21 protein-coding genes and 1 other annotated feature are annotated in these 23,047 nt (G+C 35.1%); of the genes, 7 read left to right on the top strand and 14 right to left on the bottom strand.

Translation table 11 applies throughout. The features are described 5' to 3' along the window. Nucleotides 1–24: 24 nt before the first annotated feature. From nhaC to I589_RS06200, 7 genes are all read right to left on the bottom strand, one after another. Nucleotides 25–1,404, bottom strand: coding sequence for a Na+/H+ antiporter NhaC (gene nhaC / locus I589_RS06230; RefSeq protein WP_010768959.1), 1,380 nt, complete (start codon nt 1,402–1,404; stop codon nt 25–27). A gap of 113 nt (nt 1,405–1,517) precedes the next feature. Further along, a complete protein-coding gene (gene tyrP / locus I589_RS06225; protein WP_010768960.1) occupies nt 1,518–2,936 on the bottom strand; it encodes a tyrosine-tyramine antiporter in 1,419 nt (472 codons plus the stop codon). 333 nt (nt 2,937–3,269) lie between these two features. After that, complete coding sequence (tdc, locus tag I589_RS06220) at nt 3,270–5,135, bottom strand: tyrosine decarboxylase (protein WP_010768961.1); 1,866 nt, start codon at nt 5,133–5,135, stop codon at nt 3,270–3,272. A gap of 289 nt (nt 5,136–5,424) precedes the next feature. After that, a complete protein-coding gene (gene tyrS / locus I589_RS06215; protein ID WP_010768962.1) occupies nt 5,425–6,681 on the bottom strand; it encodes a tyrosine--tRNA ligase in 1,257 nt (418 codons plus the stop codon). 117 nt (nt 6,682–6,798) lie between these two features. Then, nucleotides 6,799–7,003: a binding site (T-box leader), on the bottom strand. A gap of 618 nt (nt 7,004–7,621) precedes the next feature. Next, on the bottom strand, nt 7,622–8,788 hold the full coding sequence (deoB, locus tag I589_RS06210) for a phosphopentomutase (RefSeq protein WP_010768963.1): 1,167 nt from the start codon (nt 8,786–8,788) through the stop codon (nt 7,622–7,624). Between the two features lie 91 nt (nt 8,789–8,879). After that, nucleotides 8,880–9,626, bottom strand: coding sequence for a nucleoside phosphorylase (locus tag I589_RS06205; protein ID WP_010768964.1), 747 nt, complete (start codon nt 9,624–9,626; stop codon nt 8,880–8,882). Between the two features lie 2 nt (nt 9,627–9,628). Continuing rightward, nucleotides 9,629–10,834 carry an MFS transporter gene (locus I589_RS06200; RefSeq protein ID WP_010768965.1) on the bottom strand — a complete coding sequence of 402 codons (1,206 nt, stop codon included), beginning with the start codon at nt 10,832–10,834 and terminating at the stop codon, nt 9,629–9,631. A 318-nt stretch (nt 10,835–11,152) separates the two neighbouring features. Here I589_RS06200 and I589_RS06195 point away from each other — a divergent pair, with 318 nt between their 5' ends. Genes I589_RS06195 through I589_RS06175 form a run of 5 tightly spaced genes read left to right on the top strand, consistent with a single transcriptional unit; the run spans nt 11,153 to nt 15,668 of the window. Further along, on the top strand, nt 11,153–12,367 hold the full coding sequence (locus I589_RS06195) for a PucR family transcriptional regulator (protein WP_010768966.1): 1,215 nt from the start codon (nt 11,153–11,155) through the stop codon (nt 12,365–12,367). A 10-nt stretch (nt 12,368–12,377) separates the two neighbouring features. Continuing rightward, complete coding sequence (locus I589_RS06190; RefSeq protein WP_010768967.1) at nt 12,378–13,127, top strand: ABC transporter ATP-binding protein; 750 nt, start codon at nt 12,378–12,380, stop codon at nt 13,125–13,127. Continuing rightward, a complete protein-coding gene (locus tag I589_RS06185) occupies nt 13,124–13,900 on the top strand; it encodes an ABC transporter permease (RefSeq protein ID WP_010768968.1) in 777 nt (258 codons plus the stop codon). Before I589_RS06190 ends, I589_RS06185 begins: the two co-directional genes overlap by 4 nt. Next, the gene (locus I589_RS06180; protein WP_010768969.1) at nt 13,897–14,922 is read left to right on the top strand and encodes an ABC transporter substrate-binding protein; all 1,026 of its coding nucleotides are present in this window, start codon (nt 13,897–13,899) and stop codon (nt 14,920–14,922) included. Before I589_RS06185 ends, I589_RS06180 begins: the two co-directional genes overlap by 4 nt. Next, complete coding sequence (locus I589_RS06175) at nt 14,922–15,668, top strand: ABC transporter permease (RefSeq protein ID WP_010768970.1); 747 nt, start codon at nt 14,922–14,924, stop codon at nt 15,666–15,668. Before I589_RS06180 ends, I589_RS06175 begins: the two co-directional genes overlap by 1 nt. A 308-nt stretch (nt 15,669–15,976) precedes the next feature. Here I589_RS06175 and I589_RS06170 read toward each other — a convergent pair whose 3' ends face one another. Beyond that, entirely contained in the window at nt 15,977–16,948 is a 972-nt protein-coding gene (locus tag I589_RS06170; protein WP_010768971.1) for a diaminopimelate dehydrogenase, read from the bottom strand. Between the two features lie 311 nt (nt 16,949–17,259). After that, entirely contained in the window at nt 17,260–17,892 is a 633-nt protein-coding gene (locus I589_RS17770) for a helix-turn-helix domain-containing protein (RefSeq protein ID WP_010768972.1), read from the bottom strand. Nucleotides 17,893–18,785: 893 nt separating this feature from the next. On the opposite strand from I589_RS17770, the gene I589_RS17765 reads away from it, so the two are divergent. Both I589_RS17765 and I589_RS06150 read left to right on the top strand, forming a co-directional pair. After that, nucleotides 18,786–19,241: a TetR/AcrR family transcriptional regulator gene (locus I589_RS17765; protein ID WP_010768973.1), complete on the top strand. Its 456-nt coding sequence runs from the start codon at nt 18,786–18,788 to the stop codon at nt 19,239–19,241. 782 nt (nt 19,242–20,023) lie between these two features. Beyond that, nucleotides 20,024–20,764 (top strand): hypothetical protein, encoded by a 741-nt coding sequence (locus I589_RS06150; protein WP_010768975.1) that lies wholly within the window; start codon nt 20,024–20,026, stop codon nt 20,762–20,764. A 41-nt stretch (nt 20,765–20,805) separates the two neighbouring features. Here I589_RS06150 and I589_RS06145 read toward each other — a convergent pair whose 3' ends face one another. The 5 genes from I589_RS06145 to I589_RS06135 all read right to left on the bottom strand — a co-directional run bounded on the left by I589_RS06145 (nt 20,806) and on the right by I589_RS06135 (nt 23,037). Then, nucleotides 20,806–21,795, bottom strand: coding sequence for an N-acetylmuramoyl-L-alanine amidase (locus I589_RS06145; RefSeq protein WP_010768976.1), 990 nt, complete (start codon nt 21,793–21,795; stop codon nt 20,806–20,808). Then, nucleotides 21,785–22,369 (bottom strand): phage holin family protein, encoded by a 585-nt coding sequence (locus I589_RS06140; RefSeq protein ID WP_010768977.1) that lies wholly within the window; start codon nt 22,367–22,369, stop codon nt 21,785–21,787. Before I589_RS06140 ends, I589_RS06145 begins: the two co-directional genes overlap by 11 nt. A gap of 107 nt (nt 22,370–22,476) precedes the next feature. Next, the gene (locus I589_RS18315; protein WP_139242873.1) at nt 22,477–22,659 is read right to left on the bottom strand and encodes a CD1375 family protein; all 183 of its coding nucleotides are present in this window, start codon (nt 22,657–22,659) and stop codon (nt 22,477–22,479) included. After that, nucleotides 22,640–22,753 (bottom strand): CD1375 family protein, encoded by a 114-nt coding sequence (locus tag I589_RS18690; protein WP_010768979.1) that lies wholly within the window; start codon nt 22,751–22,753, stop codon nt 22,640–22,642. The genes I589_RS18315 and I589_RS18690 overlap by 20 nt, the downstream gene beginning before the upstream one ends. Further along, nucleotides 22,750–23,037 (bottom strand): hypothetical protein, encoded by a 288-nt coding sequence (locus tag I589_RS06135; RefSeq protein ID WP_010768980.1) that lies wholly within the window; start codon nt 23,035–23,037, stop codon nt 22,750–22,752. Before I589_RS06135 ends, I589_RS18690 begins: the two co-directional genes overlap by 4 nt. Nucleotides 23,038–23,047 lie beyond the last annotated feature (10 nt).

Below are 23,047 nucleotides of genomic sequence, written 5' to 3'. Positions count from 1 at the left end.
TTTATAACTAAGGGGGTTATTTAGTTACTTTTGGTGCACTTGTTTGTGCTTTAATTGTAAGCCTAAAATAATCGTAATAATAGGACATAGTAATGGGAAAAATGCATAAGGCAAGTAAGCAAGTGCACTCACTTTTAGGGTTCCCATGATGAAGGTTCCGCTGACACCCCATGGAATGATGGAATTCACTGCGGCACCTGCATCAGCAATCGTTCGTGTGAGATATTTTTTATCAATCTTTAATCGATCAAAGGAAGATTTAAAGGTTTCACCAGGGAGAATGATTGATAGGTATTGCTCCCCAACTAATACGTTCACCATAATAGAACTAAGAGCAGTCAAGCCCACCAGTTTCGCTGGATTATCAACATAATCTCTTATTTTATCAATTAAAGTAGCAATGATTTCAAATTTAATCAATAAGCCACCCAATGCTAAAGCTAAGATAATTAGGGAAGCAGAGCTGAGCATACTTTCAATTCCGCCACGTGATAAGAGTGTATCAATACTTTTATCCCCTGTAGTGGCGATATAGCCGCTCATTAAAGTACTAGAAACTTTTTGTAAATTTAATGATGGGTTATGAACAAAAGCTAGCAGAGTTGCTGCGGTAGAGCCAACGAGTAAGGTTGGAATCGCAGGGACTTTTTTCCAGGCGAATAGAAATAAAATACCCACTGGAATCAACGTTACTGGAGAGATCCAAAATCCATTTTGGAGGGTGTTTACCATGGCATCTACCGTGTTTAAGTCAGCTGAAACTGATTGGTGTCCAAGGAATATATAGCCAATAATGGATAGAACAAATGCAGGTATGACAGTCCACATCATATTCATGATATGCTCAAATAAATTGACTTCACCAATTCCTGCTGCCAAGTTAGTTGTATCTGAGAGAGGAGAAATGTTATTTCCCAAGAAGGCTCCTGAAACAACTGCCCCAGCAGTCATGGCATTATTAAAGCCTAGAATATGTCCAATACCTAAAAAGGCGATGCCCATTGTAGAAATGGTAGTAAACGAGCTTCCAACAGTGACACCTACTAAGCTGCAGACAACAAAAACGGTTGGCAAAAAGAATTTTACAGAGATAATTTTAAACCCATAGACCATGATTGTCGGAATCGTTCCAGACAAAATCCATGTAGCTACCAAAACCCCTATCAATAAGAAAATAATGATAGGCACTATTCCTGGTGTAATGCCGGCTGTTATACCTGCATGTATCTCATCCCAAGAAAATCCTTTCCATTTTCCATAAAACAACAACAGCATGAAGACAAACAATATTGGAATATGTGGGGATAATTTTTGACCAATAATCAAAAAACCCAAAATTGCTAAAAGAATGAGCAGAATGCCTAGGCTTTCAGCAAAGGAAACTTTTGGCTTTACTGGCTTCACGATAAAAACCTCCTTTACACAAAACAGAAACTGAAGCAATTAGTGATTCGCTTCAGTTTCTAAAACTTCAAAAGAAACAGTTCAAAATCAGTTACTTATCAAATTGACTGACACTATTCATCAATGTCTTTTTTTACGTCAATTAACCATTCATCATTTTTAAAATGATAAATAATCAATGGAATAACAAACATTGCAACGGCAATCAAAGCAACGAGTACAGCATCCATTACAGAGGTTGTCCCTAAAGTAGCAAATGCGACAATGATAATACTAAAAATTAACATTGCAGAAACTAAGTAAGCTAACCCATTACCAGATTTACCAATTCGATAAGGACGAAGAGTATCTGGTTGGTCTTTACGTAGTTTAACAATTGCTACAGCGATTAAGACGTAGACAATACTGTAAATGATGGTTGTTGCATTTGTAAGTGTTAAGAAAACGGCATTCACGTCATCCATCACACCATAAAGTAAAGCAAATAAAGAGATAACAATTGTTTGTGTAAGAACAACATTACGAGAAACTCCGTATTGGTTTTCGCGATGGAATCCAAATTTTGGAGGTAATAATCCGTCACGTGCAACTTGGATGATTGTTTTTGATGGTCCAGTTACCCATGCGGAAAGTTGTAGAAGCACCCCTAAAAATACCATGAAACTAAAGATATTTCCGATAATTGAAGGTAGTCCTAAAATGTCGCAGTAAATCAAGATTGGCTGTGTAATGTTAGAAAGTTCCATTTTTCCGTTTGGAATCACGTCGGCTACAAATAGTGCATTAATGACATTTAATAACACTAAACCGATTAGAGAAATAAAGACACCTTTTGTATAGTTCTTTGTTGCATCCTTCAAACGAGGGATGTAAACAGAAGACATTTCAATCCCAACAAAGATAAATGAGATTCCAGCCAAGTATTTAAATGATTCCATATTTTCTAAATTAGGAATCACTTTTGACCAAGAAAAAGCGCCTAGATAGCCATTAGAAACAAGTCCAACTTTGAAAAATGAAATAACTCCCAAGACAACCATAACTAATACAGGAATATAAACACCTAACCAAACGCCGATGTTCCCACCAACTTTTGCCATATCAAATTTTAAGTTCAAGATAGTGATGATCCAATAAATAACAAGGATACAGCCTAAAACAAACCAGTGGTTATTTCCTAGCTCAACATTTCCAAATGTGTTTCCTAGCAATGGGCCTAAAGTTGAAGCAACCATAACCATTCCAGGGAACATTTGAACCCATAGCAACCATGCAACAACAAACCCCCATTTATTTCCCAAGGCTGTTTTTACCCAAAGCTGTGGGCCGCCTTCTTGAGGTAGCATTGTTGATAGTTCACCAGAAATTAGGGCGATTGGACCAGCGAAAAAAATAACAGCAAAAACAGTGTATGAAATCAACGTCCAGCCAACAGAAGCCAAGGTTGGAATACTACGAACAGTGGCACACAGCGCCATTGTTAAACCGATAAAAGTACCTAATTCAATTTTTTTTACTTGTTTTTTATCCAATTTTTACACTCCTTATCAAATGTAAGATAAAGAGGCATGGACCTGCTGTTCACTTGTGAGCAAAGGCAAGACCATGCCGTTTACCCAATATGAGAGTGGGACAACTATTTAAGTTATATCTCGCCCTCGTAAACTCTTACTAAAGGTTGGAAACAGTAGCAACTCATCTCCACTGCGTTTCGCTCTCAACAACTTCTACGCATGGAACTTGCTAGAGTTGAAGGCTTTGCAAATAAGCTGAAATTCACAAAATTTGAGGAGCAATTTTTGTGAATTCCTTCTTACTTTTCGGAGCGTAACACTACTGTCCCGACCTTACCATTTTCGACAAAATTATTTGCTTACGTTGTAAATTTGTTCTAATTTTTCTTGTAACGCAGCTTTAATTTTCGGAGCGTATACGTCGAATTCTTCTTTTTTATTCATGTATGGAGTCATTACAGCGGCACGTAAGACAGTTACTTTACCTGCACGTTCCCATTCTGCGTCACTAAATCCTAAGTTATTTACAAATTGTAGTGGGCTGTTGCCATAATCTGGAATGGCAAAGTCAGTATGTGAAGTAATGAATTCATTGTTGTAAATATTGCCTTTCACATATGAAGCATAATCGTAGACATCGTGATTTAATTTGTTCATTGCAACTAAATCATCGTTTCCTTTTTCTTTGAATACGTAGTCAACCATGTTGAAGTCAGGGTTAGTTAATGTGTGTACTTCAATTTCTTTGTCCCCTACTTTGAATGATAAGTCATTCAAGAAATGATAGAAGTTATGAGAGCCTTCAATTGAAGCGCCAATTAATTTTCCGTAGCCAGCTACATTTAAAGGTAATACGTGATGAGCAGCCCATACAGATGCAGCAGTTGCACCAGCTTTTGAACCTTCTAAAATATAGGCACCTAGTAGTGCAGGGATATCTGCTCCTTTTTCAAACACGTAAGTAGCGAAGTATGAGATTACGTCGCGCATACGGATATCTTGAATAACAATTCCACCAGCAGAGTAAGGAATATAGCCCATTTTATGTGGGTCAATCGTTACTGATTCTGCTAATTCAATTGCTTTGTATGCATTATAAACATCTCTTGAGATGTGTTCTTTTTGTTCAGTAAATACACCATATTCATTGTGTACTTCTTGTAATTTTTCATAAGGGATGAAGTTATTGTCTTCGTCTAAGAAGATTGAACGTCCGTAACCACCGTAAGCTGCATCCACGTGTACATAGTAGTAAATACCATCTTTCATCAATACATCTCTAAGGGCGATAATTTTATCGATACTATCGATTGCTCCTTCTTCAGTTGAACCAACTACGCCGACAACGCCTAAAATAGGTGTTTTTTCAGCAGCTAATCCGCGAACGATTTTTTCTAATTCGTTGATATCCATACGATAGTTGTGATCAACAGGAACAGGGATTACTTGATCCAAACCAATACCAATGATATCAGCAGCTTTTAACCAAGAATAATGTTTTGTTTGTGGAACAAGCCATTTACCAATTTCTTGTAAATGTTTTCCACTACGTGCTGAATGAGCTTTGATTTCATCAATGTCATCTTCTGCACTTTCTAATAAGTCCATAATTTCTTTTGTTGGCATATTTAGTAATTCCCAATCGGATTTACCAGCTACTAATTCAGGTTTTACTTCTTTCATTGCAAATGGTAGTGATTTAATGTTGCGGGCATACCATAGTCCTTCTAAGTTTGCTAAAGAACCATCGGCAACGATATGTCCCCATCCATTTTTATAGCTCATTAAGTGAGCAAATTCATGACCTACTTCTTCTTCCATTTGAGAAGTTGCTGGAGAAGATTCATAGGCAACGTTGTTTCCGTTCCATAACATGGCAAAATTGTACGCTAATAGAGAAGGCATTAACGTTTCAGAGTTCATATGACCCCAATATCTACCTGCTGTGTGCCATGGTACTGAGTGTGTACGCATACGAGAAGAAATTTCATTTAAAACATCCTTCATGTGGTTCACAGTGTTTTTGTAGCTTTCAGATGTTTTTTCTTGAGAAGAGATGACTGGCATATCTTGTGGCATGTAATTTTGGCGCCATCCAAGATGTTCATCTACCAAATCAATTAACAAATCCTTGTATAATTGACCATTCTCAGCTTTGTCCCCAATAAATAGAGCATTAAGGTTCATTTCGCCTTTTGACATTTTTTCGTTATTCATACGAAAAATTCCTCCTTACAAATTTTTTATTGATTTAGATTTTGCTACCAAAAGGTACACCTAAAAAAACAATCTGTAAAGTGATATATATAACAAGTTTGCTCATCTTTTTCTCATTTTCTCATTTAACCGGTGCTGTCTTGTCAGAAAAAAAGAAGAGGAAATCTGTAAAGACAGATTCCCTCTTCTCTTAGGCATTAACGGTTTGCGTGTCACCTATAAGGAGATTTGAATTTTAACTTCGTTCAAATAATCACACGCCTTCTCTTCATGAGATTATTAGTAACTTTTAATTCACTACTTTTGCCAAAAAGTAATTTTTCTTCCCTTTGCGTACAACAACGAATTTTCCATCGAAATGTTGTGACGGCACGATTGCAAAATCTAAATCGGTAACACGGTCACCGTTAATACTTATAGCTCCATTGCTCACATCTTCGCGAGCTTGACGTTTAGATGGTTCGATTTTATTATCCACTAGCCATTCCACGATGTTTTTTGTTTCACTAGAAACCTCAACCGTAGGCATGTGCTCGAACCCTTGCTCAATTTCCTCAATAGATAGTTCTTTGATGTTTCCTGAGAAAAGAGCTTCTGTAATCTTTTGCGCTTCTTTTAATGCTTCTTCGCTGTGAACAAATTTTGTTACTTCTTCAGCTAAGCGGCGTTGTGCTTCGCGTTTTCCAGGATCAGTTTCAACCTTTTTCGCTAATGCATCAATTTCTTCTTTATCTAAGAAAGTAAAGAATTTCAAGTATCTTACAACATCACGGTCATCTTGATTTAACCAGAATTGGTAGAATTCAAACGGAGATGTTTTATTTGGATCTAACCAAATGGCACCGCCCGCAGTCTTCCCAAATTTTGTTCCATCTGCTTTAAGCATTAATGGAATCGTTAACCCAAAGGCTTTAGCTTCTGGTCCTTCTTTCTTACGAATCAAGTCTAGTCCAGCAGTAATATTTCCCCATTGATCGGCACCGCCAATTTGTAATTGAACGTTGTGATCTTTGTATAATTGTAAAAAGTCGATAGATTGCAGAATTTGGTAAGTAAACTCTGTAAATGAAATACCCACTTCTAAACGACTTGCAACGATGTCTTTTGCAAGCATTGTATTCACATTAAAGTTTTTCCCAAAGTCTCTCAAGAAATCTAAAAGTGAAAGTTTTGATAACCATTCGTAATTGTTGACCATTGTTACGTTGGCATCTTTCCCAAATAATTTTTTCATTTGGTTTGAAAGACTGTCTACATTATGCTGAACAGTTTCCATTGTTTGTAAAACACGTTCTGTTGTGCGCCCACTTGGGTCTCCAATTGTTCCAGTTCCCCCGCCGATTAAGATATATGGGTGATGACCTGCCAATTGAAATCTCTTCATCATCATGAATGGGATTAAGTGTCCGATGTGCATGCTATCTCCTGTTGGATCAACACCACAATAGAGAGAAATACTCGTGCTTTCTGTTAGTTCACGAAGACCTTCTTCGTTTGTTTGTTGATTGATTGCATCGCGCCATGTTAGCTCATCAATAATGTTCATGTTCTCACCCTCCGAATAATTTTTTTATAGAAAACCTGTTGATTACATATCAATCAGGCTTATACACAAGATCATTTTTACACGATAGAAAATAAAAAAAGTCCCTAAGTCGTTAGACTTAGGGACGAAATTCATCGTGGTACCACCCAAATTTATATATAGAAAAATTCTATATACCTCCAAACGATTATCGCCGTTACACGTGCCTTAAAGGCATAAGCTCCAGAATGTAATTCAATCAATAACGTATACTAGTTCTCACCACCACTAGCTCTCTAAGATAGAGGTTATCTCTTTACTGCTTTTCTTTCGTTGCTTGTTTATTAACTTATCCGTAGCATAGTACGTTTCGTTTTTTTTGTCAACAGGTAAATTTCTCTTTTTTTCTTTTTTTTATTTATTCATGCGAAAGAATGCACAAATTACAGCATTATGAGATTTTTCTAATTTTCAGAAGAAAATTAAATAACATAAAATTGCTCATTTAAAATAACGGTAAAATAGCAGTCGAAAGCTTCTGACAATTCTGAATGATTTTGAAATTGTGTCAAAAAACCGAATTTTTCAAATTATTTTGTTTTTTTTGAAAAATGAGTGACGTTTTCATTATCATTTAATTGCGATTTTTTTATTTGAAAGAAAAAAATAAGAGCCTTCTCTTTTTTTTATAACAAAAGAAGCAGATGTTCTTTTAAGTGCATCTTTTATCCATAAAAATTTTCTTTTTTTTTTATGAAACTTTAGTGAATTGTTGAGAGGAATAGGATTGTACAAGAAATGTATGTTTATGCGAAATTTAACTGGGTAATTACATTGTAGAGTTTCCGTATTTTATTTGGGACTGAGGAAGTATTCTCTTATTAAAAAAGTTTGGACTGAAAGATACAAGAGGCATTGAGAAATGCAGATTGTGTCTTTCAGTCCAGATAGTCGTTTTTAATTAATTTAATAATTTTAAGAAGCTTGTACCATTTTCAGTGGCAGCTACTTCAAAGTTTTCAGCAATTGTTGCAGAAATATCTGCATAGTATCCTTGGCTTAATGCCCCTTGCCCCTTCATCTTCTTGCTATAAACAAGTAATGGCACATATTCACGTGTATGGTCGGTTCCCGGGAACGTTGGATCATTTCCATGATCTGCGGTAATCATCAATAAATCCTCTTCACCCATAGCTTCTATTATCTCTGGGATGCGGGCATCAAATTCTTCAATTGCTTTGCCATAGCCCACAACATCTCGTCGGTGACCAAAGAGAGCATCAAAATCCACTAAATTGGTAAAACTTAGTCCTGTAAACCCTTTTTTCATCACGTCTAATAGTTGGTCCACTCCATCCATGTTACTCTTTGTGCGGACAAATTCTGTGATCCCTTGACCATTAAAAATGTCATTAATTTTCCCAACCGCAATCACGTCTTTGTCTGCTTCTTTCAAAGAATCTAAAACGGTATGCCCGAAGGGATCAAGTGCATAGTCATGACGGTTGCTTGTACGAGTGAAGTTTCCTGGCTCTCCTACATACGGTCTGGCAATAATGCGTCCAATCATATACGGCTCATCTTTTGTGATATCGCGAACGTATTGGCAAATACGATAGAGCTCATCTAAAGGAATAATGTCCTCATGTGCCGCAATCTGCAGCACAGGGTCTGCGGAGGTGTAGACAATTAAATCCCCTGTTTTCATCTGATGTTCGCCGTAATCATCAATCACAGCGGTTCCACTATAAGGCTTGTTGCAGACAATTCCACGTCCTGAAAAATCAGAAATTTGTTTTAATAATTCTTCTGGGAAGCCGTCAGGAAATACGCGGAATGGTTTTTTAATATTTAAGCCCATAATTTCCCAATGCCCCGTCATCGTATCTTTTCCTACTGAAACTTCTTCCAGCTTTGTTGCATATCCTTTATGATCTGCGACTGATTTTACCCCTTTTAACGGGCGAATAGTTCCTAGACCTAAATTTTCTAAATGAGGAATTTTCAATCCAGCTTTATCAGCAATATGTCCGAGGGTATCAGAGCCTACATCACCAAACTTCTCTGCATCAGGTGCTTCCCCAATCCCTACTGAATCCATTACTATCAAATGTACACGTTTAAACATGTCAATTCCTCCCACTGTATTAGCTCTCATTACTTCAAAAGTAATCTGTCCCTGGTTTCTAAACGCAGAGATTATAGATTAAACAATCTTCTTATAGGGTTTCATCTACAAGACAAGACAAAACAATTTCTGAAGATGCTTTATGGATACGACGATAATCTTCATCATTTGTCCATTTTTCATTTTTTCTACTAACATGTACAACTAAGCAGTTAGCTACTGGTATGTTATATAAACTACCTAAAAGAAATAATACAGCTGTTTCCATTTCACAATTCAGAATATTCCTATCTGTCCAATAATTCATATAATCCCTTTCCACATTTAGTGAAGTTTGAATATCTGGAACTCTCCCTTGACCAAAATAGTAGGACTCAGAAGTTAAGCCAATGCCAGTATGCGTTTTAAATCCAGATTTTTCAGCTTTTTTAATAATTGCTGAAGTTAAAAGCGGATTGGATACTGCAGGATAGTTATCAGAAACGTAGGCACCTAGCATACCTTGTGTCCTAGCCATAGCACTATTAATGATTAAATCACCTGGTTCAATACCATCCACCCATGCCCCACATCCGCCACAGCGGACAATTTTTTTTGCACCATTTTCTATTAGTTCGATTACCGCAATTTCTGTAGAACCAACACCAATTCCAGTAGAACAAATTGATACCAAATGATTATTCCAAAAACCAGATACGACAATAAACTCACGGCTGTCAACTAATTTCTTTTTATCTGTCCAGTCTTGGGAAATTAATTCAACTCTTCCCGGATCGCCAACAATTATAGTTGCTTCTCCAAGATCTCCTGGTTTAAGCCCTTTTAAATGTATACTCATCGTTATTCTCCTTTGTTATTCTTCATTTTTAATGATAATACAGAAAGTAATGAAATAATATATAAAATTGATAAAAATAGCATAGCAATTGTTAGCGAGTAGTTATCTAAAAAGAAACCAATGAAAACAGATGAAAATCCGCCAACAGCACGACCAATGTTGAAAATGATATTATTCGCAGTTGCTCTAATATGTGAGGGATAAAGATTTCCTACAATTGCTCCATACCCCGCATTCATACCGTTACAAAAGAAACCTACAGCAGCCCCGCCAAGTAGAATAGCCATGCCTGAGTCAGCAAATGAATAAATAAAAACAGCGATTGCTGAAGCAATTAAAAATAAAGCATAGGCAAATTTTGCACCAACTTTATCCATTATTTGACCAAAAAACAGCATTCCAATAGACATACCTACAATTGTAGCAATCATCCAGTAAGAAGATCCCGAAACGGTCAGACCAATCTTTTGTTGTAGAATAGATGGTAACCAGTTCATTAATCCAAAGTAGCCAGCGACTTGGGCAATAGCCATAATGGTTAATCGAATAGTTACGGAGGCCCTACCCTCGGTGAATAAATCCTTTATAGAAGGTTTTACTTGCGTCTCTAAAACTTCTTTACGCCATTCTTCAGATTCTTCTAGTTTAAAGTGCGCATAGATAGCTAAAAAGATTGGTAAAGCACCGAATATAAATAATGCACGCCAGCCAAACATTGGGATGATAAGCGCTGCTGCGAGTGCGGCTACAATACTGCCCACCTGTCCAGAAATAGTCACATATGAGTTTACTCTTCCTCTTTTTTCACTTGAAAAGCTATCTGCAACCATAGACATAACAACGCCATATTCACCACCGCCACCGACTCCAACTAAAAATCGGAATAGATAAACAAGGTAAATGTTATTTGCAAAAGCCATTCCCCCTGTAGCTATAGAAAAAATGGCAACAGTGATAACAAAAATTTTTACACGACCTTTTCGATCAGCCAGTGTTCCGAAGATGATTCCACCTACAAGCATGCCAATATTTGTGATTGTAGAAATAAATCCGCCTGCTGCTCCATTTATTCCAAAATCTGAAATCATAGTAGCCAAGACAAAAGAAAGCAACATTGTACTCATACTTTGAAGCCCTAATCCACTCATGGCTGTAAATAAAATATTTTTCTGAGCTTTTGTTGTTTTTGAAGTATTAGATAATTCCATAGTCATTTTTCCTCCATAAAAACTTGGTATTGCTGAAGCGCTATCAACGTTTACAGTATAGCAAAGGGTTTTTTTCATTTCTATTGGAGAAGAATCTAAAAAAAATCTTCTTTTTTTGTAGGAATATACAAAAAATAAGTTCTTTCAGAATCTTGATTGACATCATGAAAATTACTATTAACATAGGTATTATATTGAAGAAATAAAAAAGTTTTCTATAGAGATAAATCCATATTTTTGAAGTAATCAATAAAGAGCATCATTTATCTATGCTTGAATATCCTAAGTTTTTCTATTATTCTTTATGAGGTGATAAACGTGATTACATTAAAGCAATTAATGAACCGGGTAGAATTACCAATCAAGTTGATAAATGGACCAATCAATTTTAATAGTGCTATTGATTCGGTTACAATTATGGAATCTCCAAAAGTAAAATTTTGGCTTCAAGGAGGCGAATTTTTATTAACTAGCTCTGAAACAGTCACAAATGATTTCCAAGTTCATAATCAATTAATAGAAGATTTAATTAAACTACATGCGATTGGTTTGGCAATAAAAATACAAGAAGAGAATTTTTGTTTTTCTGAAACCGCTTTGAAAATGGCTAGAGAAGCGAATCTTCCAATTTTTACCATACCAGTAGATGTTACGTATCTGACTATCATGGATCGAATTAATCATTCTTTGTTTGTTGAACGGGAATCTGTTTTTTTACGAGAAAATTTAGCAAAATACTTATTAACCACACGACTACAATCAGCTCCATTACAACATTTAAAGCAACTAAGCGGCGTAACGGAAGATACAAAAGTAACAGTTCTGCAAGCTGGGCCGAACATTGACTGGTTTCATACATCAAAAACGACTGCTAAAAATTCAAATTATTGGCAGATTATGCAAAACTTACTTTTATTGTTAATACAGCAATTAAATCAGATGGTTGAAACCAACCAATTAACTGATTATCTTTATGTCAATGATATTAATTCAATTAGCGTGATTCTCTTTTCTGAAAACAAAATAGACGACGAATATCTATATTCAGCTTTAAAAAAAGTAAATGACCAATCACTTTTAATAAAAAATGTTGAGAAGGATTCATTGATTCTCTATTTTGGATTAAGTGATCCGGTTCCTATTCATAATATTGTCGAAGGAAATCGTCAAGCGACATTTACTCATAAAATGAATCAATTTATTGGATCAGAAACCCCTATTCTACTTTATGCTACAGTCGAATTTTATGATGTCATGAATCGACTAGCTGACACAGAGATTGCTAATCATTTGATGAATCATCTAGAGCCGATTATTGATAATCGTCAATTAATGGAAACGCTACAAACTTTTTTTAGAAATAATGAACAACTAAAGCAAACAAGTGAAGAGCTGTTCATTCATATCAATACCCTGAGATATCGTTTAGAAAAAATTGAGAAGCTAACAGGGCTAAATTATGGTAATACAAGCGATAAACTCAAAATGTTTTTAGGGATTGTCCATTTTGAGCTAAATAAAATGACGAAGTAAGGAGAAAAAAATGAAAGAAAAAGTGGTAGTAGCTGTTAAAGATTTAGGAAAAACATTTATCTCTAACACAAAAGAAAAGATGACAGCCTTGGATAAGGTTAATTTAACAGTAAATGAAGGGGATTTTATTTCTTTAATTGGTCCAAGTGGTTGCGGAAAATCAACATTATTACGAATTATCAGTGGTTTAGAATCACATGATACAGGTAGTTTGACCTTTACATCAGAAGATGAAAACAATGGATTTGTATTTCAGGACTCCGTTTTATTTCCTTGGAAAACGGTCTATCAGAATGTTGTCTTTCCTTTAGAAATAAAGAAGCAAAAGACCAAGGAAACATTAGCTAAAGTTGATGAGCTCATTGAAATGGTTGGCTTAGAGAAGTTCCGTAATTCTCTGCCTAAAGAGCTTTCTGGAGGAATGAAACAACGTGTTTCAATTGCACGTTCACTTTCGTATAACCCGACTGTATTGATGATGGATGAGCCATTTGGTGCTTTAGATGCTATGACAAGAGATACTTTAAACTTGGAATTATCTAGAATTTGGAAAGAATCAGGGAAAACAATTTTATTTGTAACACATGATATTGATGAAGCGGTTTTCTTATCCACTAAAGTAGTCATTATGAGTCCTCGTCCTGGAACCATTAAAGAAATACTCCCTATTGATTTAGGTGAAGACCGAGATTTAGCTGTTCGTGGTTCAGAAAAATTCATTGAATACAGTAACTATTTAAGGGGGCTGCTGGAACATTGAAAATTAGAAAGAAATATACTCGCTGGTTAGATCCTCTGCTGTCGGTAGCTTTATTAGTGATTATTTGGCAACTCTATATTACTCAAGCAAATGTCCCTGCTTTTATGCTTCCGTCTCCTATGAATGTATTCAAAGAAATTGTGAATCAAATGATAAGCGGAAAAATTTGGCCACATTTATTAATTACAGGGTTCGAGACAGTAGCTGGATTTGTTTTGGCCACAATTTTTGGGTTAGTTTTAGGCTATTTTATTTATAAGAATGAGACGATTAGGTTAACGCTTATGCCATTTTTAATTTTCTTTCAAGTAGCACCCAAAATCGCTTTAGTTCCTATCTTTATTATTTGGTTTGGATTAGGGTTATTTTCTAAACTGTTTGTTGTATTTTCAATGGTCTTTTTCCCAATTATTATTGGAATGATTGATGGAATGAATGCCATTCCCAAGGATATGTATGATTTAATGACAGTTATAAAAGCAGATCGCTCACAGATTTTTAGGAGTCTAGAACTTCCATATGCTCTACCTGCGATTTTTGCGGCACTCAAAGTTGGAATTATTCAAGCAATTATTGGCGCAACGGTTGCTGAATGGATGTCTGGTCAAAATGGGTTAGGATACTTACAAACCTATGCAGCATCAACCTTTAATACACCATTATTGATTGCTGGCATCTTTTTTACAATCTTTTTAGGGTTGATTTTTTATGCCATTATTGAATATTTTGAGTCTCATTTCTTGTCTTGGAATGAAACGGAGGCTGAAAAATGAAAAATAAAATAAAGTTTCTTTTAATCACATTAGGATTTGTTTTTCTTTTGGCTTCATGTGGAAGTAAAGAAATAGTAGTTGAAAAAAATGATAAAGGTCTTGCAAAAGTAGCTATTCAAATTGATGGTGCCGCTACTCCCTACTATGCCCCACTCTATCTAGCAAAAGAAAAAGGCTGGTTTGAAGAAGAGGGATTAGACGTTGAGTTTTATTATGCTTCAGCTTCTGAAATAGTAAAAAATGTTGCAGCAAACAATGTCGAATTTGGGTTTCCTAATTCAGATCCAGTTGTAATGGGAAGATCAAATAATGTTCCTGTAAAAATAATTCATACTACGTATCAAGAAGGATTAGGTTCAATTATTTATAAAAATGAGTCTGGGATTTCTGAACCCAAAGATTTAAAAGGAAAAACAATTGGAATTACCTCGTATGGAAGTCCTAATTTCATCCAGCTACAAGTAATTTTAGAGCAAGCAGGTCTTTCGTTAGATGACGTATCAATTAAAATAATTGGAACAGGTGCTATAGTAAATGCACTTGTATCAGACCAAGTAGATGCAATCAGCTTTTCAATGTTGAGAGTGTACGATCTTGAAGAACAAGGGATTTCAGTAGGAGAATTCCGTTCAGAAAATTACATGCCCACGCAAGGAAATGTAGTAATTACAAGTGATCAATTGTTAAAGGAACATCCGGAGTTATGTCAGAAATTCACTCAAGCGTTGAACCGATCAATAGCGTATCTTGTTGACAATCATTTAGATGAAGGAATTGAGAACGCAATCACTCATTATGCTCCTGCGGCTAAGGGAAATGAAGAAAAAATAAAAAAAGTGATGGAAAATGAATTTCTACCGAAACTTTGGCAAAGTGATAATACCGTTAAAAATGGATTCGGTTATTCTGACGTAGATCGATACAATGACTACATTGCTCTATTGTATAAGTATAATTTAATAGAAAATAAATATGATGCTGAAGAGTTAGTTGTAAATTTAGATGAAGGAGGGAAAAAATAGTGAGAGCAAAAAAAATTATCTACCCTCTGATTTTACTCGTGTTTATTCTTGTTGTTTGGGAAGTCGGTGTACAAATTAGTCATGTTCCTAATTACATTCTACCCTCTCCTATTAAATTAATGACCTACTTTACAACTTATTTAATCACAGGAGATTTGTTGATGAATACCTGGGTTACGCTACAAGAAATTTTCATTGGAACTTTTTGTGGAATTATTGTAGGGGTTATTCTAGGGTATATTGTTGCAAAAGTTCACTTAGTTGAACGATTATTGATGCCATTAATTTTAGTTGTTCAAATTGCACCTAAAATTTCACTAGCCCCATTATTTATTCTATGGTTTGGTTTGGGAATTCAGTCGAAAGTTGCACTAGTTATTTTAGTTGTTTCGTTTCCAATCATGGTAAATCAGCATACGGCATTGAAGCAAATTGATCGTCGCTATGTGGAATTTTTATCCATTTTAAAAGCGAGTAAACGTCAAAAATTTATCAGTTTAGAACTCCCATTTACTTTTTCAGCGATTATGTCGGGTGTTAAAGTCTCAGTCACTCAAGCAATGACGGGGGCAGTTATTGGGGAAATGATGGGAGCTAAGGCCGGGTTAGGTTATTTATTAACTTATGGAAACGAAATGTATGATATTAATATCATACTATCTTCCGTGATAGCCTTATCATTAATTGGCCTCATTCTTTATTATGTAGCAGTTTTAATTGAGAAAAAAGTATTATATTGGCGTTAAATGTAAAATTTGTTACCTATAAGAATTTCACTGGAAATCGAGAAAATGATTAACTAGTTTCTGGATAATTTACATTTATGTTCCTAACTTATCTTTGTAGGTGCAGATTTTAAACAAGCTAGTAGCTTTTCGGGTTCAGATGCCAATAGCTAATCTTCTTCCTACGTTCTAGTGTAGAATTTATCTAAATCATAGTAAAAATTCTTTATTACTCGGTGCATAAACATCGATAATTTAGAATTTTTACTATGATATTTTATTTTATGTTCAACAAGAGTTTTCTTTTAAGTAGGCTAGGAACAACTTACTTACAGCAGCTCTTTTCTCAATGTCTCATCATCCGAAGAAGACAAATATTTCGGTGCAATATCCAATACGGTATAGGCACCAAACTGTTCTTCTTTTGCCAATCGAGCACAGGCTCTTGCATAGGCAACAAGTACGCTGGCTGTAAATTCTGGATTACTATCAAGTGTTAGGTTATATTCGATCACCTGTTTTGTTTGATCGTGGGTATTGCCAATGTGGAGAACTGTTCCACCGTGTGGCATGGCTTTATGCTCTTTATTTAGTTCTTCTTGAGAAATAAAATGAACCTCGGTATCATATTCTGCAAAGTAATTTGGCATAGAAATAATTTCTTTTTCTACAGCCTCAGCATTTGCATTTTCTTCAAGAACAACAAAACACTCTCTAAAGTGTTTATCTCGCGTACTCAATTCAAGTAGCTCGCCCGCTTTTAATTTTTGAATCACTTGTTCATTTGGAATCGTGTATTGTGTGGCATCCGCTACCCCTTCAATTCTTCTTAAAGCATCAGAATGTCCTTGACTGACCCCTTTCCCCCAAAAAGTATAAGTTTTGCCACTTGGTAAAATGCTTTGAGCGTATAACCGGTTTAAGCTGAATAAACCAGGATCCCATCCCGTAGAAATAATGGAGACTGTTTGATGTTCTTTTGCTGCTTGTTGAACATGCTCAAAATGCTCTGGAATTTTCGCATGGGTGTCAAAGCTATCAATCGTATTGAAAAATTTTGTGATTTCAGGTGTTTGTACAGGTAGGTCTGTTGCAGAACCTCCACATAAAATACAAACATCAATCTCTCCTTTTTTGTTAAGCAAATCGTCCATGTGATAGGCTTTTGCTCCATATGTAGAGACTGTTTCTGGGGCTCTACGTGTAAATACCCCCACCAATTCCATATCTTTATTAAGTGTTAAAGCACGCTCAACCCCGCGTCCTAAATTCCCATAACCAATAATTGCAATTTTTATCATTCGTCTCACTCCTAAAAATTTGTTGTTTCAATTATACTACACAATTATTCAAAAATGAGAAAAAACTCATTTATTTTTCAGAAAAATAAAGTGGAAATGAAAAGGAGGAATGCGTTTATATTCGCAAACCTAATAATGTATCTTCGCTGACTCTTTTGATGTTTGTGCTACCATGCTAACTAATCTATCATTTCATTTTCACTCGAAGTAATCAAACTTTCTTTCAGCTGACCTCATCCTCACCTCAAAATTATTCAAAAACCCCATTAACTTCCTCTAGTAAAGGAGGTTAATGGTGATTAAAGGAGTTTCTAAATTCTGCCTATTTTTCTAAACATTAGATATACGACAATAAATAAAAGGATACCTATCCCGATTTTTAGGAGGAGTGCTTGCCAGTCTTCAATTATTAGAAAGTTATTTATCAGATAACAGATTACATATAGGCTTAAAAAATAAAGAAGTTCAATTATTATCATAGCTAATGTCTTATTGGATGTTTTTTGTGCCAGAATATGGTTGAAATCAATAATTTTTATAAGAGTAACACATACTATGATTCCACTAATCAACAAAACTAAGATATTTGAAAGTAAATCATCAATTCGAGGAATGTGAGCAAAGGTCAGGAAAGAAAAAAATAGTCCATAGAAAATAAGGAACGCAAGTGATAAAGAGATAATCTTAATCAGTTGTTTTTTACTCGTTGCCACATCTGAATGCTCCTTTAAATTCTTAAGTAATCCCTCGTCTCCTTTTAGTAGAGAATCAACGGTCACCTCATAGATATCACTCAATAAAATAATATTTATAATATCGGGGTAGCTTTTTTCGTTTTCCCAACTAGAAATGGTTTGCCGACTGACACCAATTTTTTCAGATAATTCTTCTTGTGTTAAATTAGAGGCTAATCGTGCGTGCTTCAATTTCATTCCAATACTCATCATAATCACTCCTTCTTTTATACTGCCTAGAATACTGTTTATACAGCATTATTTCTATCAAAGTTTCCTTACAATTGAAGTTTTCTTAATGTAAAGAAATCTTTCCATAGGCGGTATAAAGGAAAGGTAGAAATTTTTTTGGTAACGGTTATTACCTATGTGGTTATGAATACCGCGAATTGGTGCAACAAATCTATCTGTATGTTACTAAAGGAATTCGTGGAAAACTGCAAAGTGATTTAGAACTTTTATAAAGCTTGCCCCTTTTGAGTATATGTAGTTTATGTGATAACTTCAATCAGTTTATATATAACAGTGCAAAAAGAAAAACCCCTTGAATAATCAAGAGGTTTTGTTTCATTCGATAATAAATTAACGACGAATTTCTTTAATACGAGCTGCTTTTCCGTGTAATGCGCGTAGGTATCTGCATGTTATTCATGATTTGTCAATAACTGTTCAATCGTTGTCATATAAGGGTTTTTGGCTTAATTAGGTTGTTCAATCAATGTCATTAAATATCAACCATTAATCAATTTCTGCCCCTTTTTTGCCCCTTTTTCTCTATTTCTATTATTCGTCCGTCCGGCAAAAAAGAACGAATGTTCTCATTTTTGTCGTAAGGCGATTAGTATGACGAAAGCATCTCAAAGTATAGAAAAAGTAGTTAAAACATACAGAAACGCCAATATGTAAAGCGTTTACATTTTAATGGGAATTATGCTACAATATTTGTACGGATACCCCAAACAATGACTTAATAGTCTATCGTCCGTTGCCATCATGTAGTCAAATACATGGTGGTATTTTTATAGTATGCTTTTTTTATTCACTTTATTAGTCTAATTTGCTAAAATCAACATAATTACTATTAGAGAAAGTGGGCGTTACTTATGGTACGAACTAAAAAAATTCATGAAGAAACCCTGTTGAGAAGCGGCTATGAATTTGTACTTGAAAATGGGTTTGATGCTATATCTGTGAGAAAACTTGCAAAGTACATGGGTTACTCAACTAAACCTATTTACGATGAGTTCATTAACTTAAATAATTTTAAAGAAGCTTTATTAAATTACGTAGTTACAAATGTTACCAACCTTATATTAAAGGATAGCATTTCTAGTACATCTGCTTTTGCTGAAGAAATTTATCTTTTTGCTGCCACTCGACCAAAAGAGTTCACTCGGTTTTTCTTGAAAGATTCTAAGTGTAAAGCATTGATAAAGAAGCAATTATATATTTTTTTCAAAGAAGTTATTCATGACAATAAAGCTAAAGATATTGAGCGAAACTTTGATACTTTTTGGTATTATACTTTAGGAAAAGCAACCGATATAGCCTATAACTAACCTCTTATTATTTTCCTAATATATTCCTTTTATGTTATAATGTGCTCAATAAATCGATTATCTTATCGAAAATTCTTTTTAATCGCCTACTTTTATCACGAATGCTTCCTGCATCCGTGACGCTTACATAGATACTCCTATGTGACACCTACACCTTGTGACCACGCAAGGTGTTTATTTATGTACAAAAATAGCCATTGCAGATTTTTGATGCTACGTAAAAGCTGTGGTTCAGAATAATCTAAAACCTGAACGCCAAAGACAATTCATCACTTTAAATAATCTTTGCTTATTCAAGACTGTTTTCAAAGAAATTTTAAAGCAACAAAAATCAATAAAAGTCCACTCATGATAAAAAATAAGCTAATATAAAGATATTCTTTTTCCGTTATTCGTAATGGAAATTTACTCTCTTTGTTAAAGCCACCCCATCTTATACCATTTAGACTTAACAGGATACCCATACAAATGGCCAAAACCCCAAAAACAATAGTTATTTCAAAAATCATCTGAATTAGACTTCCCTCATTTCTTATTTAAAGATATTATTACATAAGTATAGCATTTGTGTACAGCTTATTCGTATTTGACTTTACTTGATTTCTATTTTTATAATAGTATTTTCATTATCTAATCTGTTATAATTAATTTGCGGACACCTCTAAACATAAATGACTTGAACAGCATGCAGTCCGCTACCACCATTTTATAATGGTGGTATTTTTTTATATGTAATCTGATATAATGGGGTTGAATATTAATAGGAGAAGTGAGGGAGAAATTTGAAAAAAAGTATATTTGGGGCTTTAATGTTTTGTTCATTGCTATTAGTTGGATGCTCTACATCTGAGAAAGATAATTCAAAGCCAAACAATAGCAATACCAGCTCAGAAATTTCATACAGTCTGGATCCTAATCTGAATACCGACAGTGGTATTTATGATTACGTAATAGGTGACCCAGATGGTCTTGAATCGATTGAAATTAGAACACCTGATGGAAATATTTACAAAGGAGATATTCGCAAAGATATTTATCAAGTCGGTGTTCCGTCACTAGGGATTGACCAAAACGTTAAAATTAATTATTCTTTCAAAAATCAAACTGATTCAATGGAAGTGTTGATTCCAGCTAAAAAAACGATTGATGATTATTCTCATTTTTCAAAAATGATGAACGCTGTGATAGAAAATGTCAATCCTGATGCAAAAACTAGATTTCCTATATCTGTGGAAGAAGGAGCTTCAACTATATCTATAGAAAATGGTGTGACTACTAATATTAATGTTTATGATGGTAATTTAATTGGTCTTGAGCTTAATATGAAGCAGGACGTAAATAAAGAAATGGCTTCTATTCTTGCCACATTTCAAGGTGTCTATGATTTAAAGAATGAGGGTATAGCCACTGCATACAATAATACTTTAGAGTCTCATGAAAAAACATCTTTCACTTCTAAAGATTTAGTATTTACTTTTGAGTATCTCGATGATCAAATAATAGCATCAATAATTAGAAAATAAATCAAAGCCAATATCATTTTCGATATTGGCTTTATGTCTATCTACTTCACGTCTTGCTCCAACACCCAGGAATTAATCCCGTCAAGCAAGTAAGCACGCTTGCTCTTAGACTGATTAACTGATTTTACTTGTTTAATCTTATAGCTCTTACCTCTGATAAAACTAGCTATCTTTTGGCCAGTTTGATACGTAGTAGCCCAAGACTGCACCTTCACAGTTTGACCGACTTTCTTAGCTTGGTACCCTGTATCTGTTGCACCACTTTTGACTAGCTGCAAATCATTAGGATGCGCCCATCCCCAAGTTTCAACGAGGTATTTTTTTCCTTTGCCGTTGGCGATTTTCTTGATTACTCCAGTTTTCCCACGCATTTTTGTAGAGCGCCCTTTGCCGTCTGAGTCTTTGTACAGAGCATCAAATATTTTAACAGTGTCCCCTACTTTTCCATTTGTCAGAGGCTTAGTATTTTTGCCAGGTGTGCTTGAGGTGTATCCACCGCCATTGCTGTTTGAGCTGCCAGACAATCCATTTTCTACATCTTTTTTAAACTGTGCTCTACTAATTCCCCATTTTGCAAGATAAGGATAAGGGTCTACATGATCCGTTTTATTGTTTGGTTGATGCGTTCTACAGTAATCATGCGTATTGATACCCATGTTTCCAGCGTCAAGCTTCTGAGGAATTTTAGCTTGTTTTGCCAGCTCTCTCAATAGCTCAATGTAAAGTCGATAGTCACGTTCAAACTCAGCTTTCGTTTTATGCGATTCAATCAATTCAACTGCTGCATAAGCCCATTTATTCCAATCTCCAGCGACGTCCCAAGCGCCACGCCCTACCTCTGCTGTTTGAATCACACGACCGTTTCCGACGACGTGAGTAAAGAAACCATCATATATGTTTTTGCGCCCCATATAGTCAGCCTCATTCTGTGCGGTTGATTTTGGGTTCCCTGTTGAATGAGCGTGTACTTGGCCATAAGGTGGTACTCCAACTAACGGAGTACCCTTTCTAATTTGTTTTTCAATTTTCATGGTCTTGTTCCTCCTCTGGAAAATCAGTTGGTAAAGTAAATTCGTTATCCACTTTATATGGATCAATCACGTTCGTTTTCTCTGAGTCAGGAAAATACTTATCTTTCTTCGCTTCGATTTCATCACCCAACCATTTTAATAACCACATTGGAAAATGTTTATCCCAACCTAAAACAGCTAAGTTTGCTAACAAGCTGTAGAAATTGTGATAAATAAACGCTACCGTAAAAATAGTAAAAATGACTGAACCTGTACCCAATAGATAATCAAACCCAAAAGCGACTATGCAACAGATGACAATTACAAAGTCACGAATAGCCGAGTCAATCATAACCGAGCTACTTTTAAGTTTATTAGTTGATTTCTTCGCTAAGCGACTACCTATCATCCACTCCATTACGAACACAGCCATTAAAATTCCTAACAATATAATATGCTCCAAACCAACTTCTTTAGCTGTAACCCAACCTGGTACGGATAAAGAAATACCTCCAGTCACAGCTCCTAAAACCCAACTACCATCTGATTTCATTTTTTCCAATTGACCTACAAACAGTCTCAATATATCTGACATCGCTTATCCTCCTAATAATTTAAAAAATAAATAGATTATTCCAATCCAAAATAAAAGAAGGACTGCAAGTGCAATCCTCCAAAAAATATATCGTTTCATCTAATCATCTATTTTGCTAATTCTGGTAAATCCATTTCAACTAAAATTTCTACCACTTGGTCTTTGACTGTTGATGGTACATCGCCGATCACTTTTTTACCTTTGATAATCAAAGTCGCATAAATCACTGCCATTGTTTTCACATCCTTTCTGAGTAATAAAATAGCAACCTTAGTCAGCTGTTGCTGCATCCAAGATTGCTTGTACTTCCTTTTTAATTTTCGCTGGGACATCCTCAATTGTTTTCTCCCCTTTTTCAATTAGAGATACATAGATTTTAATCATTTTGTTCCTCCTAACTGTTGTTCATATAGTTCAGCAACAGCTAACTGTAAATCTGTTGTTTGAGTCTCCTGTTCTTCTAGTGCTTTCTTCTGAGTTAAAAGCTCATCTTTTAGCATTGGCGGTGTTAAATCCACCCACTCATTTTTCCCAAAGTCAAAAGACGGTTGTAAGAACCCTTCTGGAATTGATTTGTCCGTAAAAGGAAATTTCACTGGATAATCATCCGAAACTTTAAATGGTCCTTCGTATTGCGTTGCTGAAATTATTTCATATACTTCTTTCATTTTTCTTCCT

The organism is Enterococcus phoeniculicola ATCC BAA-412, assembly GCF_000407505.1.
GTDB classification, from domain to species: domain Bacteria; phylum Bacillota; class Bacilli; order Lactobacillales; family Enterococcaceae; genus Enterococcus_K; species Enterococcus_K phoeniculicola.
This window is presented reverse-complemented; position numbering and strand designations above follow the sequence as displayed.

Coding starts and splice junctions, on each gene's coding strand:
- I589_RS17765 (WP_010768973.1), top strand. CDS start 18,786: ATGGTACGAACTAAAAAAATTCATGAAGAAACCCTGTTGAGAAGCGGC.
- I589_RS18315 (WP_139242873.1), bottom strand. CDS start 22,659: ATGCAGCAACAGCTGACTAAGGTTGCTATTTTATTACTCAGAAAGGAT.
- I589_RS06190 (WP_010768967.1), top strand. CDS start 12,378: ATGAAAGAAAAAGTGGTAGTAGCTGTTAAAGATTTAGGAAAAACATTT.
- I589_RS17770 (WP_010768972.1), bottom strand. CDS start 17,892: ATGAGTATTGGAATGAAATTGAAGCACGCACGATTAGCCTCTAATTTA.
- deoB (WP_010768963.1), bottom strand. CDS start 8,788: ATGTTTAAACGTGTACATTTGATAGTAATGGATTCAGTAGGGATTGGG.
- I589_RS06135 (WP_010768980.1), bottom strand. CDS start 23,037: ATGAAAGAAGTATATGAAATAATTTCAGCAACGCAATACGAAGGACCA.
- I589_RS18690 (WP_010768979.1), bottom strand. CDS start 22,753: ATGATTAAAATCTATGTATCTCTAATTGAAAAAGGGGAGAAAACAATT.
- I589_RS06180 (WP_010768969.1), top strand. CDS start 13,897: ATGAAAAATAAAATAAAGTTTCTTTTAATCACATTAGGATTTGTTTTT.
- I589_RS06205 (WP_010768964.1), bottom strand. CDS start 9,626: ATGAGTATACATTTAAAAGGGCTTAAACCAGGAGATCTTGGAGAAGCA.
- tdc (WP_010768961.1), bottom strand. CDS start 5,135: ATGAATAACGAAAAAATGTCAAAAGGCGAAATGAACCTTAATGCTCTA.
- I589_RS06145 (WP_010768976.1), bottom strand. CDS start 21,795: ATGAAAATTGAAAAACAAATTAGAAAGGGTACTCCGTTAGTTGGAGTA.
- tyrS (WP_010768962.1), bottom strand. CDS start 6,681: ATGAACATTATTGATGAGCTAACATGGCGCGATGCAATCAATCAACAA.
- I589_RS06140 (WP_010768977.1), bottom strand. CDS start 22,369: ATGTCAGATATATTGAGACTGTTTGTAGGTCAATTGGAAAAAATGAAA.
- I589_RS06170 (WP_010768971.1), bottom strand. CDS start 16,948: ATGATAAAAATTGCAATTATTGGTTATGGGAATTTAGGACGCGGGGTT.
- I589_RS06200 (WP_010768965.1), bottom strand. CDS start 10,834: ATGGAATTATCTAATACTTCAAAAACAACAAAAGCTCAGAAAAATATT.